This is a genomic window from Ruegeria sp. CDSC045, from assembly GCF_059610725.1.
In genome coordinates, this window is the sequence record NZ_JBXWOE010000004.1 from 77441 (window position 1) to 90323 (window position 12883).

The following is a 12883-nucleotide window of genomic DNA, read 5'->3' on the forward strand; positions in this document are numbered from 1 at the left end:
TGCGTCGACCCTCATGTTTTGTTGAGGATCTGTTTGAAAGATGAATTTGTGATTGATCTGACGAAATAGCGGCGGAAGTTTGTCTTTGTCTCCCCTCACCATTCAATCGGTCGCCCAAATGACTTGGTTACGCCCTGCACGTTGGCCTTTTCACTCTGGTACGAGTACTAAATCCAGCGCGATTTAGGCCGCTGCTACTCGCTTCGGCGGCCCTGTGATTTCAGAAAAGAAGTTTGGCAGAATTCTCACCTCCTATGGTGAAAATCGCTCATATTCATTCCGCTGGGCCCGTTTCAATGTCGCTTGCCTTCAGGATAAATGTGCTGTCGCTTCAATTTCCAACAAGGCCTCGTCTTCGACCAAACCCGCCACGATGATCATTGACATCGCAGGAAAATGCCTGCCGAAAACCTCACGATAGGCGGCACCAACTTCGGCTTGCAGGGACAGATATTCGCGTTTGTCAGTTACGAACCAGGTCAGGCGGGTCACATCGCCGGCCGAGCCACCAGCGGCCTCGACAATATCAACGATATTCTTCAGCGCCTGTTTCATCTGTCCGATGAACCCGCCGCTGACAAATTTCTTGTTCGCGTCCCATCCTATTTGCCCGCCGATATGTAACGTTCCATCTTTGGTTAAAACGCCATTGGCATATCCTTTGGCAGGCAACCAGCCATCGGGGTGAATTGTCTTGTGGCTCATAGCGCGTCGTCCCTGAATGCCTCGAGATTTTTACGGATGTCTGCGGGCCAGGCCGTTGGACCGCCCTTTGAATCTACATGAACAAGCGTTGCTACGCTTGTCAGTCGCTCCTCTTGCGCACAACTGGCCACGACCGAGTATTCGGCTGAACTGCGTCCGATCTTTGTGATCTTCATCCGGAATATCAAATGGTCACCGTGACGGCTGGGCGCTGAAAATCGGGTTTGTATCTGTGCGGTAGGCACTGCGCCAACAGGATGAATCTCTTCAAACGGTTTGCATAGCACCTGATCGAAATAGGTCTCAACGCAATCATTGATCATCTCGAAATAGCGCGGGAAAAAGACAATCCCCGCCGGGTCGCAATGTTTGAACAGAACCTTTTGGTGGAATTCAAAAGTCATCAGACCCCCACATATTTTTCTGTGATGTCATGACCGAGGTCCACCATCGCGCCAGACCAGACTGTTTTACCGCGCTCAAGAATGACCGCGCGGTCAGACACCAGCGCCAACTCTTTCAGAGACTTGTCGATCAACAGGATCGAAACATTGGTTTCCTGTTTCAGGCGATGCAAGACCGACCAGATTTCCTGCCGCACGATCGGAGCCAGCCCTTCGGTTGCTTCATCGAGGATCAAGAGCTGCGGATTTGTCATCAGGGCGCGCCCGATAGCCAGCATCTGTTGTTCTCCGCCGGATAGTGAGGCTGCCCCTTGGCCCTGACGTTCCTCTAACCGTGGGAACAGTTCAGCCACCTTCTGCAATGTCCAGTCACCGGGTCTGGCAGCGGCGATCAGATTCTCGCGCACCGTCAGGTCGGCAAAGCACCGGCGCCCCTCGGGTACCAGCCCGACACCAAGACGCGCGACCTTATAGCTGGGCAAAGCGTGCAGATTCTGATTGTTCAGCGACAGAGTGCCCTCGGACCGGATCATCCGGCAAATGGCTTTGACAGTCGTGGTCTTGCCCATCCCATTTCGCCCCATAAGGGCTGTAACCTCGCCCTGCGCCAGAGAAAGATCGACCCCAAATAACGCCTGACTGACACCGTATGTCGCGGTCAGGTTTTCTACCCGCAACAAAGTCATGCCTCATCCCCCAGATAGGCATCGCGCACCTCACGGCTTGCGCGGATTTCATCTGCCGTCCCGGTTGCGATCACCTTGCCATAGACCAATACGCTGATCCGGTCAGCCAGCGCAAAAACGGCGTCCATATCATGTTCGACAAGCAGTATGGGCGCCTCTTCCCGCAGACCGTCAAGAAATCCGGTCAACCGTTTGGACCCTCCAGCGCCAAGCCCGGCCATCGGTTCATCCATGACAAAGACCCTAGGTGACAAAGTCAAAGCCACGGCGACTTCAAGCTGGCGGCGTTGACCATGGCTGAGATTTGCGCAACGCGTTTCGCGTTCATCGCCCAGGCCCACCCTTTCCAGCGCAGCCTCGGCCCTTTCGAGCAGCTCTGGCCGTTTCAAGGCAGGTTTCCAGAACCGCCATACGAGGTTTTCCGCACCCATGGCGCTCAACACGACGTTTTCCAGAACCGTATCTTCCATGCACAGTTCCGATATCTGGAACGTCCGCCCCATCCCTGCCCTTGCCCGCTTTTGCGTGCCAAGGTCCGACACATCCTGTCCGCACAGCAAAACACGCCCCGAATCCGGTTGCAAACCTCCGCAGATCTGCTGGATCAACGTGGATTTTCCCGCTCCATTCGGACCAATGATGGCGTGGATCTCTCCTGGCCTGAGATCAATCGAGACGTTATCCGTAGCCTTTAACGCACCAAAGCTTTTGTTCAGACTCTCGGTGGCAAGGACCGGATCAGACATTTGCCCCCTCTTTCCCGGTTAGCAGCCCAATCAGGCCACCGCGACCAAACAGAACGATGCACAGCAGAACAATACCCAAATATACATGCCAGAAATCGGTTAGTTCACCCAGAAAATGCTCGAGCGCGACAAACACGCAAGCCCCAATTACCGGACCCATCAGGCGTCCGACACCTCCGATGATTATCAGCACAATCAATTCGCCCGAAAGCTGCCAACTGAACATAGACGGCGAAACGAACCGGTTGAGATCGGCAAACAGCGCCCCGGCCAGACCAGTGACAGCGCCGGACAGAACAAAGGCCAGAAGTTTCAGCCGCATGGGGTTCAATCCCACAGTCTCGACTCGCGCCGTAGATTGCCGTGTCGCATTAAGAGCCAGCCCGAATGGCGCGGCTTGCATCCGCGCAAACAGGAACAGGACGAGACATAGCAGCGCGAAACAGATGCCGTAAAACTGGATCGGATCCAATGTGTTGAGGCCGGGAAAACCGTTGCGAACATAGATGGATAATCCGTCTTCGCCCCCGTATTGCGCCCAAGAAATTGCGAAGTAGTAAAACATCTGTCCGAAGGCCAGCGTAATCATGATGAAATAAACGCCTGACGTTCTTAGGGACAGAAGACCGACGAAAAAGGCAGCAATGCCCGAAGTAAGCATCGCAACTATCCAGATCACGGGCATGGATTTACTGCCTTCGATAGAAATCAAGCCCAGATCCAGTGCCGTGTAGGTCTGCGCGTGATAGGTCAGAATGCCCATCGCATAGCCGCCGATCCCGAAGAAAACAGCATGGCCAAAGCTGACCAACCCCCCAATTCCCAGGATGACATTCAGACCAACCGCTGCAAGCGCCAAGATCACCGCCCGCGTCACAAGCGTGATTGTGAAGGGCTGGTCCGCGGCCAGCGCCCAAAGGGGCAGCGCCAGCAGGCCGGCGATCATCAGGCCATTGATGTATCTTTCATTCATTCTCATGCGCGGGCTCCGAACAGACCTGTTGGGCGCCAGATCAGGACCAGTCCCATCAGGACATAGATTCCCATTGATGCCAGAGCCGAGCCGCTTTTCTGAGCGGCTCCCGGTTCCATGAATAGTTTGAACAGCTCGGGCAGGAAAACCCCGCCCAGCGTGTCGGTTAGCCCAACCAATAGCGCCCCGATGAACGCCCCCCGAACTGAGCCTATGCCACCGATTACGATAACCACGAAGGCCAGGATCAGAACAGGTTCACCCATGCCCACCTGTACCGACTGAATTGCCCCAACCAAAGCACCGGCAAGCCCCGCCAGCGCCGCACCTAATGCAAAGACCAACGTGTAAAGTTTCGAGATGTCGACGCCCAGTGCGGCAATCATTTCCCGGTCGTTCTTACCGGCCCGTATCTGCACACCCAAACGCGTGCGTTCGATCAGGGTCCACAAACCTACTGCAACAGCAAGACCAATCCCGATCAGGGTTAGGCGATAGAGGGGATATTCGATCCCGCCCTGCAGCGTGATCGGACCCGAAAGTGCCGCTGGAATATCCAAAAACAATGGGAAAGACCCAAAGACCCACCTTGTCCCTTCGGAAAAGATCAGGATCAGAGCAAAGGTGGCCAGAACCTGATCCAAATGTGGTGCCTGATAAAGCCGCCGGATAACGAGCATTTCTACGATCACCCCTGCCAGTGCGGCCGCAGCCAGAGCAGCAATCAGAGCAAGCAGAAATGACCCGGTCGCCCCTGCAACTGCTGCAGCGGCAAATGCACCCACCATGTACAAAGAGCCATGGGCCAGGTTGATCAGGCCCATCACCCCGAAGATCAGCGTCAGGCCAGCAGCCATCAAAAACAACATGACGCCGAACTGCAGCCCGTTCAGGATCTGCTCGATAATCAGGATCGAGGACATGGAAACTCCGGTGATCTGCCCGCCCCACTTTTAGGGGCAGGCAGAAATTCAGTTACATTTTGCATTCGGCCGCGTAGGCATCAGAGTGGTTTTCAAGAGCTACGCCAAGGATCTTATTGGTAAATACATCACCTTCTTTGATCACTTCGCGCGCATAGATGGTCTGAACCGGATGATGGTTCGGGCCAAAGCTGAAATCCCCTCGTGTGCTGTTGAAATCCGCCGCCCTCAGCGCTTCGCGGAAGGCATCCGCATCTGACGGGTCAGCCTTGTCAAGCGCGGCAAGCAACAGGTTAGCGGTATCGAATCCCTGACTGGCGTAAAGCGAGGGCAGACGTCCGTATTCTGCCTGAAAGCTTTCAACAAAGGCAGCGTTGGTCGGGTTGTCGATATCCTTGTTCCACTGCGAAGTGTTCACCACGCCCAGCGCCGCATCGCCTACCGCCTGCAGAATGCCCTGATCAAAGCTGAAGGCTGGGCCAACAACTGGAAGATCGATCCCGCTGTCGGCATATTGCTTCAGAAACGAAATCCCCATCCCGCCGGGCAGGAAGAAAAAGACGCTATCCGCATCGCTTGCGCGGATTTGCGCGATTTCAGCTGCATAATCAGTCTGGCCAAGCTCGGTATAGATCTCACCGGCCAGATCACCTTCGAAAAAGCGTTTATAGCCAGTCAGCGCGTCGACACCCGCCGGGTAATTCGGAGCAAGTATGAAGCTGCTCTTGTAACCCGCACCATTGGCGTATGCGCCCGCGGCCTCGTGCAGGTTGTCGTTCTGCCAGGCGACGTTGAAATAGTTCTGGTGACAGCCCTTCCCCGCCAGAGGTGACGGGCCCGCATTGGGTGACAGATAGAAAACGTCCTGGTTCACGGCGGCTGGCACAACCGCCATCGCCAGGTTTGACCAGATGATACCGGTCATCACATCTACACGTTCGGATTGGATCATCTTGTCTGACAGCTGTACCGCGATATCCGGTTTGCGCTGGTCGTCTTCGATCACCACCTCGATATCATTCCGCCCCGATTGAGCAATCGCAAGCATGAACCCATCCCGTACGTCGATGCCCAAACCGGCCCCGCCGCCTGAAAGCGTTGTGATCATCCCCACCTTAACTTCCGCTGTAACACCCGTCGCGCACAGCGCGGTGATCGCTGCAGCCGCCAATAGTCTCTTCATCGTCTTCTCCCTTCGTTGGCCCTATGAACGCGATTTATGTCATTATTCTCAACGTTCGGTCTATGCCTTTGGCAATTCGGTCTTTTTCTTACATTCTTTCTGCCCGCTATATTCTACATACATTGATCATGATTTCAGGCGGAAACGCTGGATTTTTCCGGTCGCGGTTTTGGGCAAACCATCGCAGAACCGGATCGAGCGCGGGTATTTATACGGGGCAATCATAGATTTCACATGAGCCTGAAGGGCTTCGCGCATAGCGTCATCAGCCGTACCTGAAGCCAGAATAACATGTGCTTGGACAATATGACCCCTCTCAGCATCTGGGACGCCGATCACCGCGCATTCCGCAACGGCTTCATGCGCCAGAAGTGCGGCTTCGACTTCGGGTCCGGCTATGTTGTATCCGGCCGAGATAATCATGTCGTCATTGCGCGCAGAAAAATGAAAATACCCCTCTGCGTCCCGATAAAAGCTGTCACCAGTGATATTCCACCCATCTGTCACATAACCCGCCTGCCGCTTATCATTCAGATACCGGCACCCTGTCGGACCACGAACAGCCAGGCGTCCGATATCCCCAACTGCAGCTTCAGTTCCGTCTGGGTTTAGTACTTTGGCCTCATATCCGGTAACCGGCCTGCCGGTACTGGCTGGGCGGTGATCGTCAAACCGGTTTGAAATAAAGATGTGCAACATCTCGGTCGCGCCGATCCCGTCGAGCATTGGTTTGCCTGTCTTGGAAATCCACTCGTCATAGATTGGCTGCGGTAAGGTCTCGCCCGCCGACACAGCCGCACGCAGACTAGACAGATCTACACCGTCATCCATCGCCTGCAGCATGACCCGATAGGCGGTTGGCGCAGTGAAACAGACAGTCGCTTTGTATTTTTCGATTATCTCGATCATGCCCGCAGGCGAGGCTTGTTCTAACAGGGTTGCAGTCGCGCCGAACCGCAACGGAAACACCGCCAGACCACCCAACCCGAATGTGAAGGCCAAAGGTGGAGAACCAACAAAAACGTCCTCCGGAACGACCTGCAACACCTCACGCGCATAGCTGTCGGCAATGATCAGAATATCTCTGTGAAAATGCATGGTGGCCTTGGGCTCACCTGTCGAGCCGGAGGTGAAACCCAACAAGGCCACGTCGTCGCGCCCGGTTTTAACGCAATCGAACTGTACCGGTTTTTCAAGTGCTAGACGATCAAGCTCGGCATCGTGGTTTGAAGTTCCGTCGAACCCGACAACCCGCTGCAGGAACCGGCTATCACTGGCGCAGGACTGCATTTCGTCGATCAGCCGGGTATCACATAATGCAAACTGGATTTCCGCCTTATCGACAGTTTTCATCAGTTCTGCAGCGCGCAACATCGGCATAGTATTGACGACAACCGCTCCCACCTTGGTTGCGGCAAGCCAGCACGCAACCATTGCCGGATTGTTAGCCGATCGGATCAGCACCCGGTTTCCCGGCTCGACCCCCAAGTCATCGACCAATACATGTGCCAGCCTGTTGGTCCAGTCGCTGAGCTCTTTATATGTTCGTTGCCGACCATTGCCGATCAAAGCGGTATGATCACCAAAGCCCTTGGCAACCATGGCATCGGTCAGCTCATATGCTGCATTCACATGATCGGAATATGCAAAACCCGCCAACAGGAAGTCGGGCCACTGATCCTGGGGGGGCAGGTTATCGCGGCTGAACGTGTCGGTATGTGCAGACGGTCCAAGCATCACCTTCCCTCCATGTGCGCGGCCATCGTCTGACGTGCAATAATTACTTTTTGAACGTCCGAGGCGCCCTCGTAGATGCGCAAGGCACGGATTTCTCGGTACAGAGATTCTACCGCCATCCCAGAACGCACCCCGTCGCCACCAAACAACTGAACCGCCTTGTCGATAATCAACTGCGCCTGATCGGTAGCAAACAGCTTGGCCATCGCCGCCTCACGTGTGATGCGCGCCGCTCCGCTGTCCTTGGCCCACGCTGCCCGATAGATCAAAAGCGCCGAAGCATCGACATCTAATGCCATCTCGGCGATGTGCCCCTGCACCATCTGCAAATCAAACAACGGGGCGCCTTGCACCTGCCGTTCCGATACCCGTGTCAGCGCCTCATCCAGCGCGCGTCGTGCAAATCCCAGCGCAGCGGCGGCCACCGTCGGGCGGAACAGGTCCAGCACAGACATTGCAATACGAAATCCTGCGCCAGCTTGACCGATCATCGCGCTAGCCGGCACACGCACATCATTGAAACGCAAAGTCGCCAATGGGTGTGGCGCGATTGTGTCCAGGCGCCCGACAACTTCGAAACCCTTCAGATCAGGAGTGATGATAAAAGCTGACAACCCTTTGGCCCCGGGTGCCTCGCCAGTACGGGCGAACAGGGTGTAGACATCTGCGATACCCCCGTTCGATATCCATGTCTTTTCACCATTCAGGACAAAGTCGTTGCCATCACGGATAGCCGTCATTGTCGAATTTGCCACATCCGACCCCGATTGAGGTTCAGTCAATGCAAAGGCCGCGATAGCCTGACCAGAGCGCGTTTGCGGCAGCCAATGCGCCTTTTGGCCTTTTGAGCCGAACAACGAGATCGCACCGGTTCCAAGCCCCTGCATTGCAAAGGCGAAATCGGCCAACCCATCATGGCGGGCAAGTGTTTCACGGCTGAGGCACAGCGTCCTGACATCCAAATGGCCGCTTTCGTCCGAAGTAGGCTGCAGCAGCCCTGCGTCGCCCAGCTGGCGGACCAGATCGCGACAAGCCTGGTCCGGGTCGCCATGGTCAATAGTCAGTCCCCGAGCGACCTCTTGCACCCGATCCGCCCAGCCCCGGTGATGAGGGTCAAAGAATGGCCACGAAAGAAAGCTCTGATCTGCCATCAATCGCCCTCGAATACTGGTTTGTTTTTTGCAACAAAGGCCTTGTAGGCGCGTTCAAAATCTCCGGTTTGCATACAGATCGCCTGGGCCTGCGCCTCTGCTTCGATTGCCTGTTCGATCGACATAGACCACTCCTGCGCCAGCATGGTCTTGGTCATCATATGCGCAAAATTGGGGCCTGCCACGATACGGTCAGCCAGAGATTGCGCGGTAGCGTCAAGCTCGGATGGATCAACCACTGCATTGTAGAACCCCCAGGAAAGCCCCTCATCAGCGGTCATGCTGCGTCCGGTATAGAGCAGTTCGGCCGTACGCCCCTGCCCGATGATACGGGGCAGGATGGCGCAGGCCCCCATATCGCACCCTGCCAGCCCCACCCGCGTGAACAGGAATGCACATTTGGCCTGCGGGGTGGCGATACGCAAATCCGCAGCCATAGCGATGATGGCCCCGGCCCCCACGCAAATACCGTCCACGGCAGCAATCACCGGCTTACCACAATTCACAATCGCCTTGACGAGATCTCCGGTCATTCGCGTGAAGAGCAACAGGTCCTTCATCTTCATGCGCGTTAGCGGACCGATGATATCGTGCACATCGCCGCCCGAGCTGAAATTGCCACCATTTGAGGCGAACACCACTGCATCTACCTCTTCTGAATAGACCAGATCCCTGAACCAATCACGTAGTTCGGCATAGCTGTCGAAGGTCAAAGGGTTCTTACGCTCTGGTCGGTTCAGTGCAATCGTTGCAACCCGGTTCCGGATTTCGCAGCGAAAATGTTTGACGTCACTGGCCATCGATTTCCTCCGAAATAGTGAGTTCGGTTGTCAGAGTGCGGGCGTCCTCGGCGGAAAACTGGCCAAGCATATCGGATATCCAAGCCTCATGCGCCGCGGCCTGACGTGCGAATTCCTCGCATCCTTTTTGTGTCATGCGTACGCGATGGGCACGACGATCCCCAGGCACAGGTACGCGCACTAGCAGGCCGTCATCAGCCAGCCGATCCACGATTCCGGTCACATTCCCGTTCGAAACGCGCAGCGCACCCGAGATTTCGCTCATCTTCAGCCCATCTTCGAACCGCGACAGGGCTGCCATCACGTCAAAACGCGGCAGTGTCGTGTCAAACTCTACTCTGAGGTTCTCTCTTAGTGCCGCCTCGATGCCACGCGTGGTCTTGAGCAGCCGCAGCCATAACCGCAACCTCTCTTTGGATGGATCTTCCAATGGTGCTTGAAGCGGGTTTGGGTTCATATCTCGCCTCCGGACAGGCTAAGCGCGTGGCCATTGACTGAATTTGCCGCATCCGAGCACAACCACCTCACGGCACCTGCTACGTCTTCGACCTGGATGAAACGACCCTGTGGGTTTATCTTTTTCAGGCTTTTCACCGCATTTTCTGCGCTCATTCCCGTCTTCTCGACGATGTTCGCAATCGAGCGATCCAACATCGGCGTTTCCACAAACCCCGGGCAAACCGCATTGACGGTGATGCCCGTCGCCGCAAGTTCGACCGCCAGAGACCGCGTCAGCCCGACCACCGCATGTTTTGTCGCACAATAGCCGGAAACATAAGGATAGCCCTTCAATCCGGCGGTGGACGCGATGGCAATCAGACGGCCCGCTCCTGCGGCTTGCATGTCAGGCAAAGCCGCCTGCCAAAGATTGAAAACACCCACCAGATTCACATCCGTCAGGGTCCGCAGATCATCGGCTGTCATCCGATGAAACGGAAGCGAATGGGCCGCGCCGGCATTCGCAATCGCTATTGAAATTGGGCCGCGTTCTGCCCGTGCTGTTTCAATAGCAGCTAGGACCTGCTTGTCATCGGTCACATCACAAAGGACATACGGCAAAGCTTGCTGCTGCAGCTTGGCCTCTGTACGGCCCAAAATGGTAACGACTGCTCCGCCATTCGCGAAATCTTGGGCTATAGCCGCACCAACGCCGGTGCCGCCGCCGGTTATGACGACATGTTTCATACTTCACCCGCCGTTTCCGCCATGCGATCTGCCAGGCGCCAAGCCTGATCCCGCCCGGCTTCATAGGGGCGGGGCCAAGTTTCCTGCCGGTCCCCCAACGCCGTAGCCGCGTGCAAGGTCCAGTACGGATCGTCCAGATGAGGCCGGGCAAGGCACACCAGATCCGCACGACCGGCCATGAGAATCGAATTTACGTGATCGGCTTCATAGATGTTCCCCACCGCCATAGTACTGATGCCGCATTCGTTTCTAATGCGGTCCGCGAAAGGGGTCTGGAACATACGGCCGTAAACCGGGTTGGCATCGGTCGAAGTCTGCCCGGCGGAAACATCCACTATATCTGCACCCGCCGCATCGAACATCGCCGCTATATCCACAGCTTGTTGCGGCGTCACACCAGTAGGTCCGACCCAGTCATTGGCAGAAATGCGCACCGCCATCGGCTTATCTTTGGGCCAGATCGACCGCATAGCTGAAAAAACTTCAAGCGGATAACGCATACGGTTTTCAAGACTGCCCCCATACATGTCGTCGCGCGTGTTCGACAAAGGAGAGATAAAGGACGAGATGAGGTAGCCATGCGCCGCATGCAGTTCGATCATGTCAAACCCAGCACGATCTGCCATCCGGGTTGCGGTCACAAATTGGGACGTGACCCTATCCATATCTGCACGATCCATCGCGCTGGGCACAGCGTTACCGTCGGACCAAGGGATCGCCGAAGCTGATATCAAAGGCCAGTTTCCTTCCTTCAGCGGCTGGTCCATTCCTTCCCACCCGATGCAGGTTGAACCTTTGCGGCCCGAATGGCCGATTTGACAGCATATTTTGGCGTCGGTTTCCGCATGGACAAATTCGGTGAGTCGAGCCCATGCGGCCTCGTGTTCGGGCTCATAAAGCCCCGGGCATCCTGGGGTGATCCGGCCTTCGGCGCTGACACAGGTCATTTCGGTGTATACCAGCCCGGCGCCACCTTTGGCCCTTTCACCGTAATGGATCAGGTGCCAGTCAACCGGGCACCCATCAACCGCCTTGTACTGCGCCATGGGTGACACCACGATCCGGTTCTTCAACTGCATCCCCCGCAGGCGAAATGGCGCAAACATCGGGGGCCGGGCCGGACCATCAACCGCGCCCCCAGACTGTTGCATGAACCATGCCTCGGCATGCCCCAGCCAGTTGGCATCGCGTTGGCGCAGGTTCTCGTGGCTGATCCGCTGAGACCGTGTCAGCATCGCGTAATTCAACTGAACCGAATCCTGATCGAGGTAACGTTCGACATTCTCGAACCATTCGACCGAGTTCCGCGCTGCCGATTGCAGGCGCAACACTTCAAGACGACGCTCGTCCTCATACCGCGCGAAAGCCGCTTCAAGCGTATCTTCTTTATGGAGGAAGTCAGCCAGCGCTATAGCGCTTTCCAGTGCCAGCTTTGTTCCCGAGCCAATGGAAAAATGTGCAGTCGCTGCGGCATCTCCCAGCAATACCAGGTTTTTGTAACTCCATTTTTCGCACAAGACCCTAGGAAACCGCAGCCAGGCCGAGCCGCGGATATGACTGGCATTGCTCATCAAGGGATGGCCGCCCAAATGATCTTTGAAAATGTCTTCGCACAAAGCGATGGACTCTTGCTTGGTCATCTCACCAAACCCAAAAGCATCGAAGGTCTGTTGCGAGCATTCCACGATGAAAGTCGCCGTATCCCGGTCGAACTGATAGGCATGTGCCCAGACCCAGCCCTTTGGCGTTTCCTCAAAAATAAAGGTGAAGGCGTCGTCAAACTTCTGATGCGTACCCAGCCAGACGAACTGACACCGTCGTTGGTCTATATCGGGTCGAAAAACATCTGCGAACTCGGCCCGTGATTTGGAGTTCAGCCCGTCCGAAGCCACAACGACGTCGAAGTTCATCATATAGTCCGAGGCTGATGCCGCCTCGGTCTCAAAGCGCATCTCGACACCAAGCTCGCGCGCTCGGTCTTGCAAAATGAGCAGCAGTTGCTTGCGTCCGATCCCGCAAAATCCGTGGCCGCTGGACACGGTGCGCTGACCTTTATGCACAAGTGCTACGTCATCCCAATAGGCAAAGTGTTTACGTATCACCGCCGCGCTGGCTGCGTCATTGGCTGCAAGATTATCCAGCGTCTCATCTGACAACACGACGCCCCAGCCAAAGGTGTCATCCGGGCGGTTTCGCTCGATAACAACCACTTCGGCATCCGGATCGCGGAGCTTCATTGAAATCCCGAAATAGAGGCCAGCCGGCCCGCCGCCGAGACATGCAACACGCATCGTTACCTTCCCCCCATTCGCAGCTTTACCTGAAACGCTAGACCAGGTGGCGCATCCCTTCAAGTAAAAATATTTTATACTTGAAGTTTCTACATTCTG

At 55.8% G+C, this 12883-nt stretch carries 13 protein-coding genes; all 13 read right to left on the reverse strand.

The window, feature by feature from the left end:
* Positions 1 to 309: 309 nt before the first annotated feature.
* Positions 310 to 705, reverse strand: coding sequence for a RidA family protein (locus tag AC2FH6_RS09685; RefSeq protein WP_496701243.1), 396 nt, complete (start codon positions 703 to 705; stop codon positions 310 to 312).
* Positions 702 to 1109 carry an acyl-CoA thioesterase gene (locus AC2FH6_RS09690; protein WP_496701245.1) on the reverse strand — a complete coding sequence of 136 codons (408 nt, stop codon included), beginning with the start codon at positions 1107 to 1109 and terminating at the stop codon, positions 702 to 704. The genes AC2FH6_RS09685 and AC2FH6_RS09690 overlap by 4 nt, the downstream gene beginning before the upstream one ends.
* The gene (locus AC2FH6_RS09695; RefSeq protein WP_496702295.1) at positions 1109 to 1795 is read right to left on the reverse strand and encodes an ABC transporter ATP-binding protein; all 687 of its coding nucleotides are present in this window, start codon (positions 1793 to 1795) and stop codon (positions 1109 to 1111) included. The genes AC2FH6_RS09690 and AC2FH6_RS09695 overlap by 1 nt, the downstream gene beginning before the upstream one ends.
* A complete protein-coding gene (locus AC2FH6_RS09700; protein ID WP_282027717.1) occupies positions 1792 to 2541 on the reverse strand; it encodes an ABC transporter ATP-binding protein in 750 nt (249 codons plus the stop codon). Before AC2FH6_RS09700 ends, AC2FH6_RS09695 begins: the two co-directional genes overlap by 4 nt.
* Positions 2534 to 3514, reverse strand: a complete 981-nt coding sequence (locus AC2FH6_RS09705) for a branched-chain amino acid ABC transporter permease (protein ID WP_496702457.1) — start codon at positions 3512 to 3514, stop codon at positions 2534 to 2536. The genes AC2FH6_RS09700 and AC2FH6_RS09705 overlap by 8 nt, the downstream gene beginning before the upstream one ends.
* 2 nt (positions 3515 to 3516) lie before the next feature.
* Positions 3517 to 4437, reverse strand: a complete 921-nt coding sequence (locus tag AC2FH6_RS09710) for a branched-chain amino acid ABC transporter permease (RefSeq protein ID WP_496702297.1) — start codon at positions 4435 to 4437, stop codon at positions 3517 to 3519.
* 52 nt (positions 4438 to 4489) lie between these two features.
* Positions 4490 to 5620: an ABC transporter substrate-binding protein gene (locus AC2FH6_RS09715; protein WP_496701247.1), complete on the reverse strand. Its 1131-nt coding sequence runs from the start codon at positions 5618 to 5620 to the stop codon at positions 4490 to 4492.
* Positions 5621 to 5746: 126 nt separating this feature from the next.
* On the reverse strand, positions 5747 to 7357 hold the full coding sequence (locus AC2FH6_RS09720) for an AMP-binding protein (protein WP_496678005.1): 1611 nt from the start codon (positions 7355 to 7357) through the stop codon (positions 5747 to 5749).
* Positions 7357 to 8508 (reverse strand): acyl-CoA dehydrogenase family protein, encoded by a 1152-nt coding sequence (locus tag AC2FH6_RS09725; protein ID WP_496690011.1) that lies wholly within the window; start codon positions 8506 to 8508, stop codon positions 7357 to 7359. Before AC2FH6_RS09725 ends, AC2FH6_RS09720 begins: the two co-directional genes overlap by 1 nt.
* On the reverse strand, positions 8508 to 9308 hold the full coding sequence (locus AC2FH6_RS09730; protein ID WP_496702299.1) for an enoyl-CoA hydratase family protein: 801 nt from the start codon (positions 9306 to 9308) through the stop codon (positions 8508 to 8510). The genes AC2FH6_RS09725 and AC2FH6_RS09730 overlap by 1 nt, the downstream gene beginning before the upstream one ends.
* Entirely contained in the window at positions 9298 to 9765 is a 468-nt protein-coding gene (locus tag AC2FH6_RS09735; RefSeq protein WP_142637787.1) for a MarR family winged helix-turn-helix transcriptional regulator, read from the reverse strand. Before AC2FH6_RS09735 ends, AC2FH6_RS09730 begins: the two co-directional genes overlap by 11 nt.
* Positions 9762 to 10493, reverse strand: coding sequence for an SDR family NAD(P)-dependent oxidoreductase (locus tag AC2FH6_RS09740; protein ID WP_496702301.1), 732 nt, complete (start codon positions 10491 to 10493; stop codon positions 9762 to 9764). Before AC2FH6_RS09740 ends, AC2FH6_RS09735 begins: the two co-directional genes overlap by 4 nt.
* Positions 10490 to 12784, reverse strand: a complete 2295-nt coding sequence (locus AC2FH6_RS09745) for a bifunctional salicylyl-CoA 5-hydroxylase/oxidoreductase (protein ID WP_496702303.1) — start codon at positions 12782 to 12784, stop codon at positions 10490 to 10492. Before AC2FH6_RS09745 ends, AC2FH6_RS09740 begins: the two co-directional genes overlap by 4 nt.
* Positions 12785 to 12883: the final 99 nt, after the last annotated feature.